The sequence below is a fragment of the Pseudomonas sp. Sample_24 genome (assembly GCF_004307605.1).
Lineage (GTDB): Bacteria > Pseudomonadota > Gammaproteobacteria > Pseudomonadales > Pseudomonadaceae > Aquipseudomonas.
In genome coordinates, this window is sequence record NZ_RCNW01000247.1 from 1 (window position 1) to 22,483 (window position 22,483).

21 protein-coding genes are annotated in these 22,483 nt (G+C 61.3%); 7 read left to right on the forward strand and 14 right to left on the reverse strand.

All coding sequences use genetic code 11. The features are described from left to right. Together D8V06_RS13705 and D8V06_RS13710 are read right to left on the reverse strand one after the other, a co-directional pair. On the reverse strand, positions 1-470 hold a 470-nt coding region (locus tag D8V06_RS13705; protein ID WP_130931131.1), incomplete at its 3' end, for a tripartite tricarboxylate transporter TctB family protein. 1 nt (position 471) lies between these two features. Further along, the gene (locus tag D8V06_RS13710) at positions 472-1,437 is read right to left on the reverse strand and encodes a tripartite tricarboxylate transporter substrate-binding protein (protein WP_130931132.1); all 966 of its coding nucleotides are present in this window, start codon (positions 1,435-1,437) and stop codon (positions 472-474) included. A 204-nt stretch (positions 1,438-1,641) separates the two neighbouring features. On the opposite strand from D8V06_RS13710, the gene D8V06_RS13715 reads away from it, so the two are divergent. The 3 genes from D8V06_RS13715 to D8V06_RS13725 all read left to right on the forward strand — a co-directional run bounded on the left by D8V06_RS13715 (position 1,642) and on the right by D8V06_RS13725 (position 4,966). Beyond that, the gene (locus tag D8V06_RS13715; protein WP_130931133.1) at positions 1,642-1,992 is read left to right on the forward strand and encodes a DUF6152 family protein; all 351 of its coding nucleotides are present in this window, start codon (positions 1,642-1,644) and stop codon (positions 1,990-1,992) included. After that, positions 1,992-2,480 carry a DUF6644 family protein gene (locus tag D8V06_RS13720; RefSeq protein ID WP_056853748.1) on the forward strand — a complete coding sequence of 163 codons (489 nt, stop codon included), beginning with the start codon at positions 1,992-1,994 and terminating at the stop codon, positions 2,478-2,480. Before D8V06_RS13715 ends, D8V06_RS13720 begins: the two co-directional genes overlap by 1 nt. Positions 2,481-2,584: 104 nt before the next feature. Then, positions 2,585-4,966, forward strand: coding sequence for a DUF3772 domain-containing protein (locus D8V06_RS13725; protein WP_056853749.1), 2,382 nt, complete (start codon positions 2,585-2,587; stop codon positions 4,964-4,966). A 30-nt stretch (positions 4,967-4,996) separates the two neighbouring features. On the opposite strand, the gene D8V06_RS13730 is transcribed toward D8V06_RS13725, so the two are convergent. Next, the gene (locus D8V06_RS13730) at positions 4,997-6,487 is read right to left on the reverse strand and encodes an aldehyde dehydrogenase family protein (RefSeq protein WP_130903658.1); all 1,491 of its coding nucleotides are present in this window, start codon (positions 6,485-6,487) and stop codon (positions 4,997-4,999) included. A gap of 48 nt (positions 6,488-6,535) precedes the next feature. Further along, on the reverse strand, positions 6,536-6,925 hold the full coding sequence (locus D8V06_RS13735; protein ID WP_056853751.1) for a c-type cytochrome: 390 nt from the start codon (positions 6,923-6,925) through the stop codon (positions 6,536-6,538). 282 nt (positions 6,926-7,207) lie between these two features. Between D8V06_RS13735 and D8V06_RS13740 the strand changes: the two genes are divergently transcribed. Then, the gene (locus D8V06_RS13740; protein WP_130931134.1) at positions 7,208-8,530 is read left to right on the forward strand and encodes a hypothetical protein; all 1,323 of its coding nucleotides are present in this window, start codon (positions 7,208-7,210) and stop codon (positions 8,528-8,530) included. 166 nt (positions 8,531-8,696) lie between these two features. Then, a complete protein-coding gene (locus tag D8V06_RS13745; protein ID WP_130931135.1) occupies positions 8,697-10,823 on the forward strand; it encodes a methyl-accepting chemotaxis protein in 2,127 nt (708 codons plus the stop codon). Positions 10,824-10,921: 98 nt separating this feature from the next. Here D8V06_RS13745 and hpaC read toward each other — a convergent pair whose 3' ends face one another. Next, positions 10,922-11,431: a 4-hydroxyphenylacetate 3-monooxygenase, reductase component gene (gene hpaC, locus D8V06_RS13750; RefSeq protein WP_056853754.1), complete on the reverse strand. Its 510-nt coding sequence runs from the start codon at positions 11,429-11,431 to the stop codon at positions 10,922-10,924. A gap of 256 nt (positions 11,432-11,687) precedes the next feature. Here hpaC and D8V06_RS13755 point away from each other — a divergent pair, with 256 nt between their 5' ends. Next, positions 11,688-12,317: a response regulator gene (locus D8V06_RS13755; RefSeq protein ID WP_130903690.1), complete on the forward strand. Its 630-nt coding sequence runs from the start codon at positions 11,688-11,690 to the stop codon at positions 12,315-12,317. A 137-nt stretch (positions 12,318-12,454) separates the two neighbouring features. Here D8V06_RS13755 and feaR read toward each other — a convergent pair whose 3' ends face one another. From feaR to D8V06_RS13800, 9 genes are all read right to left on the reverse strand, one after another. Next, complete coding sequence (gene feaR / locus D8V06_RS13760; protein ID WP_130908238.1) at positions 12,455-13,375, reverse strand: transcriptional regulator FeaR; 921 nt, start codon at positions 13,373-13,375, stop codon at positions 12,455-12,457. Positions 13,376-13,526: 151 nt separating this feature from the next. Beyond that, positions 13,527-14,477 (reverse strand): PDR/VanB family oxidoreductase, encoded by a 951-nt coding sequence (locus tag D8V06_RS13765; RefSeq protein ID WP_130931136.1) that lies wholly within the window; start codon positions 14,475-14,477, stop codon positions 13,527-13,529. Between the two features lie 187 nt (positions 14,478-14,664). Further along, on the reverse strand, positions 14,665-15,405 hold the full coding sequence (locus D8V06_RS13770) for an SDR family oxidoreductase (RefSeq protein ID WP_056853757.1): 741 nt from the start codon (positions 15,403-15,405) through the stop codon (positions 14,665-14,667). A gap of 10 nt (positions 15,406-15,415) precedes the next feature. Then, positions 15,416-15,916: an aromatic-ring-hydroxylating dioxygenase subunit beta gene (locus D8V06_RS13775; RefSeq protein ID WP_130931137.1), complete on the reverse strand. Its 501-nt coding sequence runs from the start codon at positions 15,914-15,916 to the stop codon at positions 15,416-15,418. Beyond that, a complete protein-coding gene (locus tag D8V06_RS13780) occupies positions 15,913-17,196 on the reverse strand; it encodes an aromatic ring-hydroxylating dioxygenase subunit alpha (RefSeq protein ID WP_130931138.1) in 1,284 nt (427 codons plus the stop codon). The genes D8V06_RS13775 and D8V06_RS13780 overlap by 4 nt, the downstream gene beginning before the upstream one ends. 23 nt (positions 17,197-17,219) lie before the next feature. Further along, positions 17,220-18,344, reverse strand: a complete 1,125-nt coding sequence (locus tag D8V06_RS13785) for an amidase (RefSeq protein WP_056853760.1) — start codon at positions 18,342-18,344, stop codon at positions 17,220-17,222. Next, positions 18,341-18,811: a nuclear transport factor 2 family protein gene (locus D8V06_RS13790; RefSeq protein WP_130903696.1), complete on the reverse strand. Its 471-nt coding sequence runs from the start codon at positions 18,809-18,811 to the stop codon at positions 18,341-18,343. Before D8V06_RS13790 ends, D8V06_RS13785 begins: the two co-directional genes overlap by 4 nt. A gap of 3 nt (positions 18,812-18,814) precedes the next feature. Then, complete coding sequence (locus D8V06_RS13795) at positions 18,815-19,186, reverse strand: hypothetical protein (RefSeq protein WP_046040355.1); 372 nt, start codon at positions 19,184-19,186, stop codon at positions 18,815-18,817. 30 nt (positions 19,187-19,216) lie between these two features. After that, positions 19,217-20,380 carry an acyl-CoA dehydrogenase family protein gene (locus D8V06_RS13800; protein WP_130903697.1) on the reverse strand — a complete coding sequence of 388 codons (1,164 nt, stop codon included), beginning with the start codon at positions 20,378-20,380 and terminating at the stop codon, positions 19,217-19,219. A 322-nt stretch (positions 20,381-20,702) separates the two neighbouring features. Here D8V06_RS13800 and D8V06_RS13805 point away from each other — a divergent pair, with 322 nt between their 5' ends. After that, complete coding sequence (locus D8V06_RS13805) at positions 20,703-22,178, forward strand: ATP-binding protein (protein ID WP_130908241.1); 1,476 nt, start codon at positions 20,703-20,705, stop codon at positions 22,176-22,178. Positions 22,179-22,483 lie beyond the last annotated feature (305 nt).

Consider the following 22,483-nt stretch of genomic DNA (forward strand, 5'->3'; position numbering starts at 1 on the left):
TTGACCAGCGGCGGCAGGGAAACCCCCAGCCCGGCGTTGAACAGCCAATAAATCGGTAGCGTCAGGGCGATGCCGATAGCCAGGTCGCGCAACGGATGGCGACTGCCAAAACCCCGGGCCGCGCAGGCAAACAGCAACCCGGCAGCCAGCACGAAGCCGATGAGGTTGATCAGCAGCGCCACACCCAGGAGTCCTCCGGTCACCCAGGCCGCGCCAACCTTGCCACCCGCTATGCCGGGATTGCTGCCGTCGAGCTCGCGGAAACCACCGCTGAGCGCCTGATAACTGAGCAAAACGCCCACCGCACAGAGAAACCCCGCGACCGCGTAGGGATAGACGTACGCCGGCAGAATGACGAAGCCCATCTCGGGCGGAAACCGAAAGGCCCCCACCGCCAACACGGCGCTGAGGACGATCAGGCCGATGCCGATCGCCAATTGCGTCGGCACGACTGCACGGGGCGCGGCCATCTCAGAGCAGCCCGACCTTGACCAGCATCGCACGCAACCGAACGTGCTCTTCGTCGACGAATTTGCCGAAGTCATCACCGGTCAGCACGCTCTCGGTCCAGGCATTGGTGCGAATATTGTCTTGCCAGATTTTGCTTTTGCTGGCGGCCAGCACCGCGTCGGTCACCTCTTTACGCTGTTCGGGCGTGAGGTTCGCCGCGCCGTAGACACCGCGCCAGTTACCGATGATCACGTCGTAGCCACTTTCCTTGAGGGTGGGCGCATCGATCTCCGGAACACGCTCGGGCGCACCGATGGCGAGCACGCGGATCTGGCCATTCTTGATGTATTGACCGAGTTCGGCATAGCCCCCGGTCAGCACCTTGATTTGGCCGCCCAGGGTCTGGGCGACGATCTCACCGCCGCCGCCAGTGGCGATGTAATTCACTTTATTGACCGGAACATCCAGTTTGCCGGCCAGTTCGGCAATGCCGATATGGTCGATGGAGCCTTTTGAGCCGCCACCCCAGGTCACGCTGGAAGGCTTGGCCTTGAAGTCCTTGATCAGGTCATCCAGGGTTTTGTAAGGCGATTCCTTGCGCACGGCGATCACGTTGTATTCGGTAAACAGCCGGGCAATCGGCGTGACGTCCTTCAAGGTGATCTGCGGTTTGTTCTGTTCGATGCCCGCGACCATGATCGCCCCGACCACCAGCAACGCATTCGGGTCGCCTTTGGTGCTGTTGGCAAACTGCGCCAACCCCAGCGTACCGCCCGCGCCACCCTTGTTCTCGAAGGTGACGGCTTTGGCAGCCTTGGCTTCTATCAGGGATTTGCCCAGCACTCGGGCCGTCTGGTCATAGCCGCCGCCTACAGAACCAGGGGCCATGAACTTGACGGTATCCAGCGCCAGTGCGGGCGTTGTGAGCGCTACAGCCACAAGGCCCACAGCCAGGCGGTGACCGACGCGACGAAACAAAGCGGACATGGTGTCTCTCCCTTTAGCATTGTTGTTATGGGTGGTATCTGCGGATAAGCGTAGAACATGGTTCCGTCGAAGGCCTGCCGAGCCTGGCGAGCCCTGCGTCACAGCCTGAAACATTCTATTGGTCGGGGTATTCCAGCCACCGAAACAGGCCATCTATCCTGAAAAGCAGCTTCGCAAAACGATCTTCAACAGGAGAACCCTGTCATGCACATCATGCTCAAGGGCTTTGGCGCGTCTTTGCTGTTGGTGGCCACTGCGGCATTTGCCCATCACGGCTGGAGCGAATACGACTCCAGCAAACCCCTGCAACTGAGCGGCACCATTGAAGCGTCCGGTTACTCACACCCCCACGGCTTCGTGAACCTGAAAACCGCAGACAAGACCTGGAACGTGGTGCTCGCCCCGCCCTCACGCATGGAAAACCGCGGCCTGACGAAAGAAATGCTGGCGGAAGGGAATCAGGCAACGGTCGTCGGTTATCAAAACCGCAACAAGCCCGATGAATTGCGCGCAGAACGCATCACGATCGGCGACAAAACCATCGAGTTGCGCTGATGGAAAGCAACCAGGGCTGGATGGACTGGCTGAATGATTCGTCGCTCGGCTCAGCCATGCGCGGTGACTTGTGGCTGTACCCGTTGGTGGAGGTGGTGCACATTCTCGGCTTCGCGATATTGGTCGGTTCGGTGGTGATGTTCGACCTGCGGGTGCTCGGCGTATCGCGCAACATTCAGGTGACCGCTCTCGCCCGCCATCTGCTGCCATGGTCCGTGGCGGCCCTGCTGTTGATCGTACCGGCTGGTTTGATGATGTTTTCCGCCCACCCTCACGACTTCGCCTCCAATGATATTTTCATCCTCAAGCTGTGCCTGATCGCCACGGCGGGGCTCAACGCCGTGCTGTTCCATGTCGGCGTGTACCGTTCCGTCACGGCGTGGAATACCGTCAACCCTGCGCCGGGCGTGGCCAAACTGCAGGCACTGTTTTCCATCGTTCTTTGGGTCAGCGTGATTCTCTGCGGCCGATTGCTGGCCTACACCTGAACCATCCGCTGCGTTCCAGAGGTGTCTTCGAGCAAAAAAGCCTCGATATCGTGGCTCATGACCTAACCTCATAGGCTGAGTAACACAACCAGTCGAGCACGCCGATGCGCCATGCTGTGAGCTTCGTGATTCTCATCGCTTTATTGTTCGGGTCGAACGTCGGGATGCTGTCGGCGGCGCAACCGCTCGCGCCCCCTGTTGCCACTTCAACACCTGCGCTCGCCAGCGTCTCTGAAAGTGATCTGGACGCATTGATGGTCCAACTCGGCAACCTCAAACAGCAGGTATCCCTGGCCAGCAATTACAGTCAGCTGGAAGCTCCTCAGGATCTACTTCAGGCCCTTATCCGCGAGATTGATCGGCTCACGGCGCTGTTAATGCCCGAACAGGCCCAATTGCAGGCGCAACTGGGGGTGTTGGGGCCGACGCCACTGCCCGGTGCCGGGCTCGAGAAATCCGAAATCGCCAGTCAGAGAGCCGCCCTCACCGAGCAAAAAAATCAGGTCGACGCCCGTCTGAAAACCCTGGAAACCCTAAAAGCCAGCGCCGCCGAACTGTTGACTCAGATCGCCGCCATCCGCCGCAGCTTGCTGGAAACCGAGGTGACCCAGCAGACCCGCAGCGTGCTCAACCCCTGGTTCTGGTCGACATTGCTCAATCCGCCAGCGGAAGATCGGCAAAAGTTCAGCGCGTTCATCCAGCAGATCCGTGCCACGCTTGGCGCCACCTGGCAGCCGGGCGAGCGCCTGTTGACCTGCCTGCTGCTCGCCCTGGCCCTGGTTTTCTGGATCTCCGGTCGTAGGGTCGCCGAACGCGGGCTGACCTGGTTGTGCATTCATCGAATGCCAGAAGGTCGCCTGCGACGAAGCTCGCTGGCGTTGGCCTCGGTAATCGCCACGATCCTCTCTGCCTGGATTGCCCTGCAGTTGCTGTTTTTTACCGTCACCCGAGAGCTGCCCCTGACGCCACAACTCAGCGGGTTTTCCCAGGACTTTGAAAAAATCATCTATACCTGCGTGCTGATCACTGGCCTGAGCCGCGCTCTGCTGTCCACCGAACACCCTTCGTGGCGGCTGCCGGCTTTTGCCGACCCGCTCGCACTGGTGATCAAACCCTTTCCCTTGCGGTTGGCCGGTGCGCTGCTGGTGCTGGTGTCGCTGGCGCAGATCACCAATGCCACCGGCATGAGCTCGCAGGTGGTGATTTCTGTCAGGGGCTTTGTTGCGCTGGTCATTTCGCTATTGATCGGTTCGCTGCTGCTGCGTGTCAGCAAAACGCGCCGGGCCATGGTCATGGCTGGCACCGCCCCCGAAGCCGGTCGCACTCTGGCGGGTTTGATCTATGCCTTTGCCAGCATCGCAATCGTGATTTCCTTACTGGCCTTGCTGATCGGCTACATCTCGCTGGCACGTTTCATCACTTACGAACTGGTCTGGTTTTTTATCATTTTCGCTGGCTTCTACTTGCTGATCCAGTTGGTGAAGGACGGCTGCGAGTACCTGTTTTCCCCCCGATACTCCACGGGAAAAGCGATCAAGCAATTACTGGGCATTGGCGATACGCGCCTGGAACAGATTTCCATCATCCTGTCCGGTGCCGGTCGCGCCACGCTCCTGCTGCTGGCGTTGATCACGCTGGTGGTGGGCGGGGTCGGGTCGACGCTCGGCCAATTGGCCACCAACATTCTGGCGATCCTCGGCGGCGACGGCTTGCGCAAACTGAACATCGTCCCTGCCAACCTCTTGCAAGCCCTGCTTGCGCTGATCATCGGCATTTACCTGATCCGTTCGCTGCGGCGCTGGCTGGACAACGAATTCCTGCCGAAAACCGAAATGGACCCCGGCATGTGTGCCTCGCTCAGTACCTTGTTCTCCAACATCGGCTACGCGTTGGTGATTTTGCTGATGTTGTCGTCGCTGGGGGTCAAATGGACCAATCTGGCCTGGATTGTCAGCGCCTTGTCGGTGGGCATTGGCTTCGGCTTGCAGGAGATCGTCAAGAATTTCGTCTCGGGCATCATCCTGCTGACCGAGCGCCCGGTGAAGGTCGGTGACCTGATCAGCATCAGCGGTGTCGAGGGCGACATCCGCCGCATCAACGTGCGGGCCACCGAAATACAGCTGGCCGACCGCTCGATCGTGATCGTGCCGAACTCGCAGTTGATCTCGCAAAACCTGCGTAACGTCACCCTGGGTGGCAGTGCTCAAGGGGTGGCGACCCTCGAACTGATGTTCCCGCTGGACATTGACCCGGAACAGGTACGCAACCTGCTGTATGACACCTACAACCAGCACGAAGCCATTCTGGAGAAACCGGCGCCGGTGGTGCGCTTCAGCCAGCTCAAGCCTGAGGGCATTACGTTGACCGTCACCGGTTATGTCAGCAGCCCGCGGATGGTTACCGCGATCAAGAGCGAGTTGCTGTTCGAGATTCTCAAGCGGCTGGGCGCCGCCGGGATTGAATTGGCGAAACCGCCGGCGGCGTGATTACCGTCACGCCACAGGCGGTTTTTTGCATCAATGGGCGATGCACACCGATTTAAGTTCGGTGTAGGCCTCGATCACCGCACGACCGAACTCACGGCCCATGCCCGACTGTTTGACCCCACCGAATGGCATCGCCGGGTCGAGCAGCACGTGGGCGTTGACCCACACCGTACCGGCTTCGATGCGTGGCACCAGGTTCATGGCTTTGCCCAGGTCATTGGTCCACAGGCTGGCGGCCAGACCGTAACGGTTGTCGTTGGCCAGCGCGATGACGGCGTCTTCATCGTCGAAGGGCATTACGCCCAGCACCGGGCCGAATACTTCTTCGCGGGCCACGGCCATGCTGTGGTTGATGTCGGCCAAAATAGTCGGCTGCACGAAAAAGCCGTCGCCCTCCAGCAGCTCGCCACCGGTCACTACCCGAGCGCCTTCCTGCCGCGCCAGTTCGATGTGCTTGAGCACGCTCTGTTGCTGCTTGCGCGATACCAGCGGGTTGATGGCCGCGTCGCAGTTCATGCCGTCGCCAATCGGCATGGCCGATACTGCCGCCGCCAGCGCTTCCACGAACTTGTCGTGAATCGAGCGATGCACGTAGAAGCGCGAAGCCGCCGCACACACCTGGCCGTTGTTCAGCAGGCCGCCGAGAATCGCGCCCTGCACGGCTTTTTCGATGTCGGCATCGGCAAGCACGATCATCGGGTTTTTACCGCCCAGCTCCAGGGAGAAACGCGTCATGTTTTCCATGCACGCCACACCGACGCTCTTGCCCACGGCGGTGGAACCGGTGAACGACACTTTGCTCACCAGCGGATGGGAGGTCAGCACGCCACCCACCGAGGCACCACCACCGGTGACGACGTTGAACACGCCCGCGGGAATCCCGGCTTCGAGGGCCAATTCCGCCAGGCGCATGGCGGTCAACGGCGTTTCCATCGCCGGTTTGATAATGACGGTGCAACCGGTGGCCAGCGCCGGCATCAGTTTCCAGGCAGCGATCAACAGCGGGAAATTCCACGGCACGATGCCAACCACAACGCCCACCGGCTCACGCTTGGTGAACGCGGTGAATCTGGCACCCGGTGGCAGCGGAATCGACACGTCGAAGGTCTGGCCTTCGATCTTGGTTGCCCAACCAGACATGTAGCGCATGAACTCCACGGTGGCGTTCAGATCCAGCGCGCGGGCCATGTTGATCGATTTGCCCTGGCTCAGGGTTTCCAGTTGCGCCAGCTCTTCGGCGTGCTCCTCCACCAGGCGGGTGAAGTTCAGCAGGATGCGTTCACGGTCGGCCGGACGCAGACTCGACCACACACCGGACTTGAACGCCTGGTGCGACGACTGCACGGCACGCTCGACGATTTCCAGCGGCGCATCGAGGGTTTCGCACAACGTCTGCCCGGTGGCCGGATTGACCACGGCGATGCTGTCGCCTTCGGCAAACACCCATTGCCCGTCGATGAAGCAGCCATGACGGCGGTCGAGAAATGCAGCTACCTGCGGCAGGATTTCAACGTTGCTCATAAATCACCTTTCGTTGAGACGAATTGTTCAGGCGCAGATCCGGCCTGATTAATGTTGTTCTTTGAGGTAGCACACGACCGCTTGACGATCATCCGCCGAGGCCATGCCCATGTAGGGCATATAGGTGCCAGGCACATAAGCCTGGGGTTGGGTGATGAGTTGCTCGATGTTCTCGGCTTGCCAGTCGATGTTCTTGTTGCGCATGGCCTGCGAATAGTTGAAGCCTTCCAGTGAGCCGGATTTGCGCCCCACCACGCCCGCCAGGTTCGGCCCCATCATGCCGGTCGCGCCTTTGCTCACGGCATGGCAAACCCCGCATTCATTGGCAAACACCTCGGCGCCGCGGCTCTGCACCGGTGCGCAATCGGCAGCCAGCGCGGCCTGGACCAGGGTCAATGAGAGCAAACCGATGAGGGGCAAACGCAGGGAGGTGAACATAAGAAAACGCCCTTGAAAATCCACGCGCCCGCCAACAGACGAGCGCCAACACTGAAGGCGCCGGGGCAACGGTGCTCCGGCAGGTTGTGAGGGATTGTCGGCGGTCGCCGGCACAGAGGTTTTGCCCTGCGTGCCAGTCGTGTTGGCGGTTCTGCCAAACCGCTCAATCTGGCACGCACGACCAACTAATTGGCAAACAGGCAAAAGGCTCGAAAAAAGTCGCGACTTAGTATCCGGACAGACCGCAACCCTGCGCTCAAGAACAAGAACGGATGCCACACCATGCTCAAGTCCCCCTTGCTTCGACTCTCCACGCTCGCGCTGATGATCAGCGCCGGCCAGGCCGGAGCCTACGAACTCTACGCCGATGACGACAGTCACCTGAACGCCACGCTGGAAGCGGTATTCGGCGTTTTCCACAGTCAGGAAAACTACGCCCTGTCAGGTCGTCTCGACGAAGGTTCTTCGTCGTGGCGCGAGGGTTACATCAAGTACGGCCTGAGTTTCGACCAGGGCCTGGCCGGTGTCGGTACCGCTTATGGTGCGGCGAACATGCTCAGCTCCGGCACCTGGGGCGACGGCGATGCTGCCGGTTTCAGTGACGGCTCGGAACGCACCACCAGGTTCGAAGATGCCTATCTCGGCTGGCGTTCGGCTGAGCTGTTTGCGGTGCTGGGCGCCGACGGCATCGACTTGTCGTTCGGTCGTCAGAACATCGTCGTCGGCGACGGTTTCCTGATCAACGGCGACGCCCTGAACCTCGGCAAAGGCCTGGCCGATGGTGAATTCAACCGTGGCGGCGCCTATTGGCTGGCGGCGCGCAAGGCCTTCGACGAAACCGCGGTGTTGCGCATCGGTGGCAAGGAAGGCTGGCGCGGTGACCTGATGTGGCTGAAATCCAACAACCGTGCCCAGGCGATGACTGAAATGTACGTCGGCACCCTGGAGCACGTGTCTGAAGCCGGCACCGTTGGCTTGACCTACATCGACACCACCGACATCGACGAACAGTACGCTTCCCCGGTGCAACTCGAACGCGATGGCATGAAGACCTACAGCCTGCGTGCAACCGGCAACGCCGGGGTCAAGGATCTGTTCCTGTCCGGCGAATACGCCAAGCAGGACAAACCGCACACCGCCACCGAGGACGCCTGGTACCTGGAAGCCGGCTGGACCTTTTCCGAAGCACCCTGGACGCCCTATGCCGGCTACCGTTACAGCCGTTTCTCGGAAGGCTACGACACGCTGTTCTACGGTTTCAGCCGCGGCTTCGGCACCTGGTTCCAGGGTGAAGTGGCGGGCAACTATGCCGGTCCGTTCAACACCAACTCACGCATCCAGCAACTCAAGTTCACCGTCTCGCCGCTGGAGAACCTGACCGTGGGCGCGATGTACTTCAACTTCGACACGATCGACCGCGATCTGGGTAACACCGATGGCCACGAAATCGACCTGTACGCCGAATGGCACCTTAACGACCACCTTACGGTAATGCCGCTGGTAGGCCTGTTCCAGCCGGACAAGAGCGCCGACCAGGGTGGTACGCAGTTGGGCAACAACGACAAGAACCTCTACAGCCAGCTGATCTTTGCCACGACGTTCTAACTCCAGCTAACCCCTGTAGGAGCGAGCCTGCTCGCGATGAAGGCCCGGACACCGCGGGGATTCAGGCAGCCAGCGTCATCGTTGACGTCCATCGCGACGGTGCGACGATTCGACAGGCTCGCTCCTACAGGGGATCGGGTTCGCTTCACGGAAAAAGGTATTTCCCATGCACAAAAGATTTCTCACGATCCAGAGCAAGATCGCCCTGCTCGCTGGCCTCTGCCTGTTGTTGGTGGTGGGTTTGCTGATGGGGTTATCGCTCTACCAGACACACAAAAGCAGCCAGCAAGTGGCCGAGGCCAGCGGTGAAATGCTCGCCGACGCGGCCAAGGAGCACATGCAGGCGCTGGGCAAAGTCCAGGCCATGCAAGTGCAACGCACCTTCATGCAAACCCACGAATTTGGCCAGGGCTTGTCGCGGTATTTGCTGTACCTCAGGCAACTCCAGCATCAGGGGCAACTGAACGCCAGACAACTACGCCAGGAGCTGAGCACTCAGCTTCATCAGGCCCTGATCGACAAGCCCGACCTGCTCGGGCTTTACGTCATTTTTGAAGCCGACGCGCTGGACGGCGCCGACGCCGGCTTCGCCAATCAGGCAGCCTTGGGCAGCAACGAAACCGGACGCTTTTCCCTGTACTGGGTGCAAAGCAAACCCGGCGAACTGCAGGCAGTGATCGGCGACGAAGGCCTGCTGGCCAACACCGAGCCGGGGCCGAGCGGCGCGCCCTACAACGCCTTCTACACCTGCGCCCGTGACACGCGTCAGGCATGCGTACTGGAACCGTACTTCGACGAAGCCTCCGGCAGTCGCAAACTGGTGACCAGCGTCGCTTTCCCGCTGCTGGAAAACGGCAAAGTGATCGCCGTGGTCGGCCTCGACATCAACCTCGCCGCGCTGCAAAACAACAGTGAAGCCAGCGCCCAGGCACTGTTCGACGGCCATGGTCAGATCAGCATCGTCAGCCCCCGCGGCGTGATCTCCGCCAACAGCCAGGATGTCAGCCGCCTCGGCCATCCGATGGACAATGCCGAGGTAATGGACGCCTTGCGTCAGGGCCAGCCAAACGTGTTTGTCGACGCGCAACAGATCAAGGTGCTCGAACCGTTGCCACCCATTGCCGGCGCCGCGCCATGGGGTGTTTTGGTGGGCGTGCCGCAAGACGTATTGCTGGCTCCCGTGGCTACCCTGCAAAAGCAACTCGCAGCCCAGGGTGTGCAAAGCACTGCGCTGGAACTGCTGCTCGGCGGCGGTTCTGCACTGTTCGGCCTGCTGCTGATCTGGTACACCGCCCAGCGCATCACCCGGCCGTTGCAATTGCTGACACGGGTCATGGAAGACATTTCCCTCGGCGAAGGTGACCTGACGCGACGTCTGCAAGTGCAATCGCGGGATGAAATCGGCCAGTTGGCAGCGGCGTTCAACCGCTTCGTGGAGCGTATTCATCAGTCGATGCGTGAGGTGTCGGCCGCAGCCCTGGGCGTCAATCAAGGGGCGCAGCGAGTGCTGGAAGCTTCCCATTCATCGCTGAGCAATTTCGATGACCAATCCAGCCGCACCAGCAGTGTGGCCGCGGCGATCAATCAATTGGGCGCCGCTGCACAAGAGATCGCGCACAACGCCTCCGATGCCTCGCATCAATCTTGCGCCGCACGGCAACAAGCAGAGGATGGGCGCCAGGTGGTGCAACGCACGATCGAGGTGATGAATGAATTGTCGGGCAAGATCAGGGCCTCGTGCGCCAACATCGAGGTGCTCAACGACAAGACCGTGAACATCGGGCAGATCCTTGAAGTGATCAAGGGCATTTCCCAGCAGACCAACCTGCTGGCACTCAACGCCGCGATTGAAGCGGCACGGGCTGGTGAAGCGGGCCGTGGCTTTGCGGTGGTCGCCGATGAAGTGCGCAGCCTCGCCGGTCGCACCCAGGCCTCGGCACTGGAGATCCAGCAGATGATTGAAGAACTGCAAGTGGGCGCCCGCGACTCGGTCACCACCATGACCGAAAGCCAGCAACACAGCGAAGAAAGCGTCACCATCGCCAACCTCGCCGGCACGCGTCTGGGCAGCGTGACCCAACGGATCGGCGAGATCGACAACGTCAACCAGTCCGTCGCCGCCGCCACCGAAGAACAGACGGCGGTGGTCGAAGCGCTGAATGTCGATATCACACGGATCAACACATTGAATCAGCAAGGGGTGGAGAACCTGCAGGCGACGTTGCGTGCCTGTACCGAACTGGAGCAGCAGGCTGGGCGACTCAATCAATTGGTGGGAAGTTTCAGGATCTGACATTGACGGCGTCCGTTACATCGCCATCGCGGGCAAGCCTCGCTCCTGCAGAATGAAGGAGCGAGGCTTGCCCGCGATGAACATTAACGCGGTGTTGTTCACGCCGCGCTGGCATGCTCAACGCGATGAAACAAGCGGTTGAAATACACCAGGCTATCGCGCGGCTCGCGCACGCCGACCTTCGTCAGCTCGACGAACATCACCGAATGCGAACCCACTTCCTTGCACTCGCTGATGCGCCCTTGCAACTGCACCAGGGCATCGCGCAGCACCGGCACATCGGCGGCGCCGTCGTCCCACAGGTCCCAGGCAAAGCGTTCTTCCATCGGCACCTTGGTCATGCCGGCGAAATGGCGGGCCAGCTCTTCCTGCTCGCCGCACAGCACGTTGACGCACAGATGGCCGTTGGTGCGGAACACGTCGTGGGTAGCGCTGTTGCGGTTGACGCAAACCAGCACGGTCGGTGGTGAATCGGTCACCGAACATACGGCACTGGCAGTGATGCCGCAGCGTCCGCCGGGGCCGTTGGTGGTGATGATGTTCACCGCAGCAGGCAGCTGCGCCATGGCGTTGCGAAAGTCGATTTGCTGCTGGCTCAGGTCGGCCATGTCGATGCCCCTTCCTTCAGGAGGACCGCCATTTGCGGCCCTTAGGTGATGGAACAAGACTAAGGCGGTAGCCGCGAGGCAACCATTCTGACGATCCCCATGGTGAGGTTGGGTTTCCGCTAGTCGACTAGGTGGTTTCTTTATCGCAAGGGCCGGCGACAGTGGGTATCCTGCTGACAGGCTCCAAAAAGATGAGCCGATGCGTGCCGCGCGTTCGCGTGCGAAAACAATAATTAGAATTTTCGTGGCAGCCCCGATGGAAACCCGCAAACCAATTGTTTACATCGTTGACGACGACAAGGACCTGCGCACTTCGCTGGCGTGGCTGCTGGAGTCCGTCAGCGTGCAGGCCCAGTGTTTTGCCGGCGCCGAAGAGTTCCTCAGCCAGTACGACCCCCGGCAGCCCGCCTGCCTGGTGCTGGACGTGCGCATGCCGGAGACCAGTGGTTTCCAGCTGCAGGAGATCCTCAACCAGCGCGGCAGCACCCTGCCGACCATCTTCGTTTCGGCCCATGGCGACATTCCGATGTCGGTCACGGCGATGAAGAACGGTGCCCTGGACTTCGTCGAGAAGCCCTACAACCCGCAGCAGATGATCGACCGCATCCAGGCCGCGCTCAAGACTGCGGTGCACGCCCAGGCCGATCAGCAACAGCGGCAGAACCTGCAAGGCAAACTGGCGTTATTGACCAGCCGTGAACGGGAAGTGCTGATGCTGGTGATCGATGGCAAGGCCAGCAAGGTCATCGCCCGGGAGCTGAACATCAGCGTGAAAACCGTCGACGTGCATCGCACCAAGATCAAGGAAAAGATGGGCGTGACCAGCATCGCCATGCTGGTGCGCGAAGTGCTGCATCTGCCGGTTGAAGAGCCGGTGCGGCATTGAGGGATTTGTGGCGGTCACGAGGCCGCCATCGCCAGCAGGCTGGCTCCCACAGGGGATCTGCAGTGAACACAAATTCTGGGTACAACCGAGATCAACCTGTGGGAGCCAGCCTGCTGGCGATGAACGATAACGCGGTGTCAATGCTGGCTATACCGCTTGCGATAAGCCCCCGGCGATACGCCAAAGCGCGACTTGAAGGCTGACGAGAAGTAGCTCGAATCCGAGAACCCCCACGCATAACACAACGCCGAGAGCTTCAGCTCGACGTCGGCGCGGCGCAGGTTCTCCGCGCAGAAGTCCAGGCGACGGTGCTTGATGTATTGCGCCACCACCAGACCGCGCTTGGAGAACATCCGGTACAGGCCTCGCACAGAAACGCCGACCTCACGGGCGATCAGTTCGGGGCAGAGTTCTTCGTCGCGGATGTGCTGGTCGATGAAGGCGATGATCTTGCGAAATTGCCGCTCATGGGCGTCGCCGCCGCTGTCCTGGACGCTGATGCCCGGCAGCAACAGGCTGGCCAGCGCATCGAGCACGGCTTCGCTTTCCTGCATGTCCAGGCCTTCCTGCTGCCGCGTCTCCAGAACGAGTTTGTTGGCCATCGACGCCAGAGGGCTGCTGGCGGCGATGCGGGTGGCGCAGTTGACCGCGTTGAAATGCGACCCACGCTCGAACACCTGGCGCGGCAGAATCAGTGACAGCTGTCGGCAATCATCGTTGTAGATCATGTCACTCGGGCGGCTGGCGTCGATCAGGGCGATGTCGCCACAGCCTAGTTGGGCGCGGTTGTCGCCCTGTTCCAGCCGTGAACTGCCGCGCATCTGGAACACTGCGTAATAGTGGCCGTCGCTGCTGGTGCTGACATCCTTGCTGGTGCGGTACAAATGCACGTGCGCCATGTCGACCACACTGAGGTTGATTGCACCGCTGCGAAATTCCGCCAGTTCGCCGTAGAAGTCGGTGTCCAGCGCCCGGGCATCGAAACGCCCACAGGCCTGGTTCACCTGGCTCAACCAACTTTCGAACGCCTCGTTGCGCACCGTCGATGCTGTAGTCATGTCCGCAAAGCCTCACGTGTTTTGTTGTTATTGCCGACCGCTTCGTCGAGCGGTTCGGTAAACCTGTTGCGTCTTGCACCATCGCCTCCCTCGATGGCCGCCAGGCGCCATTCAACAGGCTCCGGCGCACGCTTTCCAGTGAAGAAAGCGCTTAGATGTCCAATACCAGACGAGCGGAGAGCGCTCGGGAAACACAAGCGCAAATCTGCTTGTTGGAGGCCTTTTCCTTGTTCGACAGGCAGTTGTCGCGGTGCTCCGGCACGCCGTCCAGCACCTCGACGATGCAGGTGCCGCAAATGCCTTCACGGCACTCGGTGTCGATGTCGCAACCGTGGGCTTGCAGCACGTCGACCAGGCTGGTGTCGGCCGGTACTTGCAGCACCACGCCGGAGCTGGCCAGTTCCACTTCGAACGTGCCGGCCGGGGCGCTGTTGGCTGCCGGGTCCGCAGCGAAGTGTTCCAGGTGAATGGCATCGTCGGCGCGGCTGCGCGCGGCGACTTCCACCACTTTGTTCATGAACGGTGCCGGGCCGCAGGTGTAGACGTGGGCTGCCGGGCTGGCACGCTCCAGGCACGCGCTCAAGGCGTCATCCAGCTGCGCAGGCTCGATGCCGTAGTGAAATTCCACGTGATCGGCGAATTGCGTGGCCAACAGTTCGGTAAACGCGGCGTACTGCGCCGAACGCGCGAAGTAATGCAAGCGATACGGCTGACCGCTTTCCGCCAGCCGATAAGCCATGCTCAACAGCGGCGTGACACCGATACCGGCGGCGAACAACACATGTTCGCGGGCACTTGCATCGAGTCGGAACAGGTTGCGCGGCGCGCCCATTTCCAGCTCCATGCCCTCTTCCACCTGCTCGTGCAAGGCCAGCGAGCCACCGCGCGATTGCGCTTCTTTTTTTACCGCCACCAGATAGGCACGACGGTCCTGTGGCGGACTGCACAGCGAATACTGGCGGGTCACACCGGTCGGCCCGGTCAAATCGACATGGGCACCCGGCTCATAGGTGTCGAGCGGCTGGCCGTCACTGCGCACGAGGCGAAAGGAACGGATATCCAGCGCTTCGTCGACGATCCTTTCGATCTTCACCTTCATCATTGCATCACCTGAATTTACGTTGTTTGGTTATGTCTTGGGTCGTGCACGGATCTGTAGCCAGAAACTGACCTATGGCGAGCGAGCTTGCTCGCGCTCGACTGCGCAGCAGTCGCAAAATGCTTGGGGCCGCTTCGCAGCCCGGCGCGAGCAAGCTCGCACGCCACAATGGATCGAGTCATGGCAACAATCAGCGCATGAACAGTCCGCCATTGACGTCCAGGCATGCGCCCGTCACGGAAGTGGCGTTGTCGGCGATCAGCAGCAACACGCTGTCGGCGATGAACGTCGGATCACCGAGGGTGCCGGCCGGGATGATCTTGAGGATCTGTTCCAGACGCTCTGGAGCCACGGTTTCGCGGACCACCGGCAAGTCCAGCGGACCCGGCGAGATGCTATTGACCGTCACGCCTTGCGGCGCCAGTTCACGGGCGAAGACCTTGGTCAGGGTCGCCACGCCGCCCTTGGCCGCCGCATAGTGGGCGCCGGTGGCGGTGCCGCCGTTCTGCCCGGCCAGGGACGCGATGTTGACGATGCGCCCGAAGCCACGCTCGGCGAAGTGCGCGCCGAACACCTGGCAGGCCACGAAGGTGCCCCGCAGGTTGATCGCCATCGACTCGTCGAACTCTTGCGGCGTGATGTCCATCAGGGCCGCGACTTTCGACACCCCGGCGTTGTTCACCAGAATGTCAGTGCCGCCCCAGCGCTCGGTGAGCGTGTCGCGGGCACGCTGAAAATCTGCCTTGTTGCGCACGTCCAGTTCGATAGCCATGGCAGTCGCACCACTGCTATCGAGTTCCAAAGCCAAGCGTTGCACGCCGTCCATTTGCAAATCAGCCAGTCCGACGCGATAACCCGCCGCATGCAGACGACGGGCGATGCACTCGCCCAGTCCGCGCGAGGCACCCGTTACGAGGGCTACTCGACTCATGATGGTGCCCTCACAAAAGGAAGCCGAGCGCGCTCAGGCTGTCGGTGGAGTTGATCAGGCGCACCACTTTGCGCTCCAGGCTCGGCACACCATCGGTGAAACGAATGCGGTGGTTCAGGTCGGCCACGAACGGTGTGTGCACGCCGCGCTTGTAGGCGTACAGCAATTGCGCGGAATTCACTTCGACGATGTCACCGGCCGCTTCCACCAGGCGGAAACGCGACACCGTGCGAATGGTTTTCGCCGCGTCCACCGCCGACGGCGAGTAGCCGGCGGTCAGGCGTTCGATACGCAAGTCACGCATGCGCGCATCGTCGTAGGCATAGTTGAGGGTCGCTTCAAAGTCTTCGGTGTCCGGATCGATCGGCACGATGTACTTGCCGCTTTCGCTCCACAAGGTCACCCATTCGGCGTAGTGCTTGTGGTCGAGCAGTTCGGCTTCGCGCCAGATGAATTCGATGGCCTGGGCCAACGGGCCGGAAAAACCGTTCAGGGTGTCGTGATTGCTCATTGGCTCATCATCCTTTTCCACATGTCGTAGGCACCGCGCATGCCGCCCTCGTCGGTGGCGTGGCTGACCTTGTCGCCGTTTTCGGCAGTGATTTCGCGGTTCAGGCCGCGGTTGACCAGGATCGGCGCGTCGACACCCGCGTACGAACCGCGCTGCACGCGGTCCCAGGCTTCGGCGTCGTCAGGGCTGCCGAAACCGAACGGGCCCTGGAAGTGTTCGTGAATGCGCATGCGTTCGCGGTTGGCGATTTCCGGGCCGCCGTCCATGCCCAGGGCCACGTGGCGGATCTCGGTTTCAGTGACCGACACCGGGCGCAGCACCCGGAAGAACGACATCGACATCGCCACGTTGGGGAACAGGTTCAGGTTGAAGCCGGCGCCGTGCAGCGAGCGCACGATGCGCCGCACCTGTTCGGCCGGCAGGGTTTTCGACAGTTCTTCGGTGACGTGGGCGAAGCGTTCCTGCAACTGTTCGGTGCCGTCGTCGTGATCGAGATCGACGTGCTCCGGCACCATCACCATGACGCTGTGGCCGTTGCCCAGCGAGTGAGTCACGGCTTGTTCGTCGGTCATGAACGAAAGCATTTCCGAGGTTTCTTCATCCACCGACGACATGAACGACTTGTGCACGATCGGGAAGTGATAGCCGTCGGTGGTGTTTTCCAGCTGGATCTTCCAGTTGCCCTTGAAACTGAACTTGTGTTCGCCCTGGGTCTTGATCGGATAACCGGCGCCCTGCTTCATGAACAGGTCCATCCAGTGTTTGGCGCCGCCGAGGAAGTCTTCCAGCGGTTCGATCTCGTCGTTGTAGCTGGCGAACACCATGCCGGCGTAGCTTTCGACGCGCAGGCTGGTCAGCGGCAATTCGGATTTTTCCAGGATGCCTTCGTAGCCATCCGGATACGGTAGCGCTCGCAGCTTGCCGTCCAGGCCATAGGACCAACTGTGGTAGGGGCAAGTGAAACCGGTGGCGTTGCCCTTGTGCTTCTCGCACACCGTGGCGCCACGGTGCCGGCAACGGTTTTCCAGGACATTGATGTTGTTCTTCTTGTCGCGCACCACGATCACCGGGCGACGGCCGATGGTGGCGGTCTTGAAGTCGCCGCTGTTGCGCACTTCGCTTTCGTGGACAACCCACACCCAGGTGCGGTAGAAAATCTTTTCCAGTTCGGCTTCGAACAGCGCCGGATCGTTGTACAGCGAGACGTCGACACGGTCGTGCTGGACCAGCTCTTCGGGGCTTTTCGACGTCGCGATCAGCTGATATTCATGAGTGCTCATGCGGTTCTCCTCATGGCTTCTTTTTATGATTGATGGGTAGAGGCTTGGAGCTGCGCACCAAAGGCGCAGACCAGCTCGTCCTGGCCTTTACGGCCGATAATCTGCAGGCCGACTTTCAGCCCGCCGCCATCGAGCTCCACCGGCACTGTCAGCGCCGGATGGCCGCTGAGATTGAAGGGGCGGACCAGCGGGGTCATGCCGGCCACGGCTTTACTGCCGGCGCGGGCTTCGCTGAGGGTTGGCGGCAGGGTCGGCAGTGTCGGCAGCAGTAACACGGCAAAGTCTTCCAGCGCCGCATCCACCTGTTGCGTGAAACGCGTGCGCACGGCTTCGGCCTGGGCCAGTGCTTCGCGGGTGGTGCGGCTCGCGGCCAACAGACGGGTTTCGACATCGGCGCCGATCAGACCCTTGCCGGTCAGGTGACCGAAAGCCGCCCAGTTCTCGACATTGATCACCGTCAGGCCGGCGGCGAACGCCGCTTCAAACTCGCTTAAATGTACGTTGCTGCGGTGCCAGCCAGCGCGGTCGGCGGCGGCACCGAGGGTCGCTTGCAGGTGCGCGTCGCAAGCCACTTCAAGGAAGCCGACCTTGGCGCCATCACCCGGCAAGCCTTGAATGGCAAAGCCCGGGCAGATCACCTGCATCGCTGCGATCAAGTCGTCCATGGTTCTGGCAAACGGCCCGACACAATCGAGGCTGGATTCCAGCGGATGGGCGCCGACACGGCTGACCCGGCCGTAAGTCGGCTTCAATCCGGCCACCCCGCAGCACGCCGCCGGGACCCGCACCGAACCACCGGTGTCGGTGCCGATGGCGATGTCTGCCAGGCCAGCGGCGACGGCAGATGCCGAACCGCTGGACGAGCCGCCCGGCACGCGATCCGCTGCTTGCGGGTTGATCGGTGTGCCGGTCCAGTCGTTGATCCCGGTGACGCCAAACGCCAGTTCATGCAGGTTGGTCTTGCCGACGATCTGCCAGCCGGCGCTGAGGATCGCGTCAACCACTTCGGCGTTTTTGCTAGCCGCCGGTGCATCGGCAAACGCACGGCTGCCCGAGCGGGTCGGGTGGCCGGCGATGTCGATGGAGTCCTTGATGGCCACGCGTTTGCCGCTGCCGCCGAGGAGGAATTCGCTGATGAAAGTACTCATGCATTCAGCTCCTTGTTGAACAGCCGTTGCGTGCGGAAATGCGCGATCAGCCAGACGCCATCGACACAACTGAAATCGATGTTCAGTCGGGTGCCGAACAATTCGTTGCGGCCATCGGCGTAGGTGGAAATCTGCTGCATGATCCATTGCCCTTGCGCCCCCTCACCGTCGACCACGATCGATTCGCTGGTGAGGTAGTGCAGATTCAGCCGGAAATGATCCGAAGGCGGTAGGTAACCACCGACAAATGCGGCCACCGCTTCACGTCCCCGATGCTGGCCAAAGGTCTGCGCGGTCACACTGCCAACGCCTTCCCAGATCGCATCGACCGTGAACAACCGGGCCAGCTCGCTGACAGAGGTCGGCGCCCGCGGCACATCGCACAGGTCCATGTAGCGCGCCATCAGGCGGCGCACTGCGCTTTCCCCTTCGAGCGTCGCCAGACGCTGCAGCACGGCCTCGTTCATGGCTTACACCTTGGCTGCATCGGGAATGGTCAACGGGCGACCGATGCGCGCTTCGATCTTGGCGTAGCGCCACAGGCTGTACTGGCCGACTGGCGTGGTGCGGAACAGGTTGCAGGCGTCGATTACCGATTGATGGCAGTCGACGTCGGCCATGATGTACACGGTCCACGGCGATGTGGTGGACGGGCCGACCATCAAGCGGTCGTCATCCATGGCGCCGAGTACGGTGATGCCGGGCATCGCACCGAGATCGCCCATCATCTGGCTGAAGCCTTTCCACACGCTCAGGCCTTCGCCGGTGGGCAAGTCGAAAAAGTTCTGGGTGATGCCGATGCAGAAGACGACGCGCAGCGGTTCCTGGGTAGCTTGGGACATGCTCTTGATCCTTTGAAAAAGTAATGAAATTCAGACGTAGCCCGGGAACGGCGGCACGCCGAGGAACACCGAGCCGGCGCCGTCGTACAGCCCTTCGCTGAGGAAGGCGTGCTGGGTCACCACCATCGAATCGCGCAGGTAGCGTTGCAACGGGTGGCGCAGGTAAATGGCGGTGGTCCCGGCCAGGCTGTAGGCGCTTTGCACCACTTCGGCACCGGCCTGGGACACGTGAATCGCGGACAATCGCAACAGGCTGGTCTGCTCCGGCGTGACCGGGTTGCCAGCGAGAATCGAGTTCCATACCTGTTCGGTGGCGTTGTAGAAGAAGCCGCGTGCAGCGCTGAGCTTGGCCTCGGCCTTGGCAATCTCGATGCGCACATATGCGCGGTCTGACAGTTTCGGTGCGCCGGTGATACCACTGCCACCCGCCATGCGGCTGATCTCATCGAGAGCAGCGCGGGCCAGGCCAAGGTTGACCACCGCCAGTACTTGCGCGGCATAGGCAATCGACGGGTAGCGGAACAACGGTTCGTCGATGGTCGCCGCACCGCCACGGATGAAGGTCCAGCGCTCGTCGACGCGCTTGTCGCTCACACGCAGGTCATGGCTGCCGGTGCCTTTGAGGCCGACCACGTCCCAGTTTTCAACGATCTCTACTTGTTCCGGGCGAAACACCGCGGTGCGTGGCTTGCCGCCCGCCGCGCCGATGCCGACACCGAGCAGGTCCGCGCCTTTGCAGCCGCTGGCGAACTTCCAGGTGCCATTGACCTGGTAACCACCCTCTACTGCTTCGGCCGGTTGCAATGGAAACAGGCCGCCGGCGAACACCAGGTCAGGGCTGTCGGCGTAGAGTTCAGCCAGGGTTTGCTTCGGCAACGCCGCCAGGTACACGCCGGCGCTGCCAAAACTGGCCACCCAGCCAGCGGAGCCGTCGGCTTCGGAGATACGCTCGATCATTTGCAGGAACAGGGCCGGTGCCAGGGCGTCGCCGCCGAAGCATTTCGGCGTGGCGGCACGGTAGATGCCCACTTGCTTGAAACGCTCGATCATGTCCCGTGGCACATGAGAGACCGCATCGAATTCTTCGCGACGCTGGCGCACTTCATCCAGCACCCGCGCAAAGGCCTGGCTGTCGACGACATTCTCGTCAACGCCGATTGATGCGTCTTGTTGCGCAACCGCTGAACGCAGCATGGGCATTCTCCGTTTTGATTATTGTTAGTAGGGCTGCACCGCACCGCTTTCTGTAGGAGCAAGGCTTGCCCGCGATGGCACACTTGAGAACGCTATCGCGGGCAAGCCTTGCTCCTACAGAGGTCGGCGTGGAGCCCCTTGCATTGCGGTCCAGTGTAAAAACCGCACTGCGGCGCAACTATTGGTGCGTGCAGCCCCCGGACTAAAGAAAACCCCTAGGCCGACACCCCTTACCTCTGAGCGCATCCCCATGCGCGAGCGGGTATAAAACGCCATACTTCCGGCTCCACCGTCGGAACCCTCTGCCGCCAAGGGCCTTGCGATGTATTTGCCAAAACCGAACGACTTCCATGCGCTGATCGAAGCCATGCCGCTGTGCATCATTCTTCACGATGCGCACACCAAGGAAATCCTCTGGGCCAACGCCGCTGCCCTGGCGGCGCTGGGCTTTACCCTGGAGGAGCTGACGCCCCTCAAAGCCCCGGACATGACCCGCGACGCGCCGAAATACCGACGTTCGGTGGGTTTGCGTTGGCTCGAAGGCGCTGCGCGCACCGGTCAACGCGCCATCGAGTGGTGCTATCGCTCCAAGCAAGGGGTGGAGATTCTGTCCGAGGCCGTCGCGACGCTGGTGCACCTGGATGGCCGCGATGTATTGATGGTTCAGTTCCGCGATATCTCCAAAGAAGACAAGGTCAAACGCGACCTCAAGCGCTTTGAAAGTCGACTCAAGGCGTTCATGCAGGACTTGGCCGAAGGTGTGGCGGTGCTCGGCCCGCAGGGCGATATCCGTTTCATCAGCGACTCCGGCGCACACTTGCTCGCCAGCGAAGTGCGCCAACTGATGAGCAAGAACTTTCTGGCCTGGTGCGACGACGCTTCACGTCAGCGACTGTTGCAACAACTCGCCAACGAAACGCCGGAACACGCGCCGTTCAGCGTGCATTACAAAGTTCAGCGGCGTGACGGCGAGTGGCGCTGGCATGACGCAACCTGCCGCTACATCGAGATCGAGGACGACCTGGTCGGCCATCTGCTGCTGTTCCGCGATGTCACCGAGCAGGTGCAAGCCGAAGAGGCGCGGCGGGTCAGCGAACAGAAACTCGAATACCTGGCGCGTTACAACGCCATGGGTGAAATGGCCGTGGCCATCGCCCACGAATTGAGCCAACCGCTGGCGGCGACCCGCAATTTCATTGAAGGCACAGTGATTCGCCTGGGCAATACGGGCGACACCGACGAGGGCGTTGCCTGGGGTTTGCAGAATGCCGTGCGGCAGATCGAGCACGCCTCGGTGATCATCAAGAGCGTGCGCGATTACGTGGTCAAGCTTGAGCAGTCCGAAGAGCTGGTCGACCTCAATGAGCTGCTGCGTGAAACCCGCTACTTCATCAGTTTGCGCGCCGATCCGAGTCTGGTCCGGGTCGACGTCGTGACCTCCCCCGAGCCGCTGCGGGTGAGCTGCGAAAAAGTGCTGATCGGCCAGGTGATCCTCAACCTGGCCTTCAACGCCATTGAAGAAATGGCCGATCTACCCATCGAACGGCGGTTGTTGCGCATCCATGCCAGTAGCGACAACGGCGTGGCGCTGGTGCGTATCGAGGACTGTGGACGCGGCATCCAGGCCCAGGCGCAGGAGAAGCTGTTCGATGGCTTTTTCTCGTCCAAGGTCAGCGGCAACGGCATCGGCCTGGCGCTGTGCAAGAACATCATCGGTCGTCATCGTGGCGATATCTGGGCGCAGAACCTGGAACCCTGCGGCGCCGTGTTTACCTTCACCCTCCCCCTCGCCACATGATCGTTCCCACGCTCCGCCTGGGAACGATCATAAATCCTGTGGCGAGGGCGCTCGCTCCCGTTCGATTGCGCAGCAATCGTAAAACCTTCCATCGTCTGCACCCTTTCGGGGGCTGCTCCGCAGCCCAGCGGGAGCAAGCTCCCTCGCCACAGTGACACTGGCACAGATACACAAACACTCGGCAGGCAGGGCAATTCCCGGGGTTTGTTGATCGTTCCCACGCAGAGCATGGGAACGATCATAAATCCTGTGGCGAGGGAGCTCGCTCCCGTTCGATTGCGCAGCAATCGTAAAACCTTCCATCG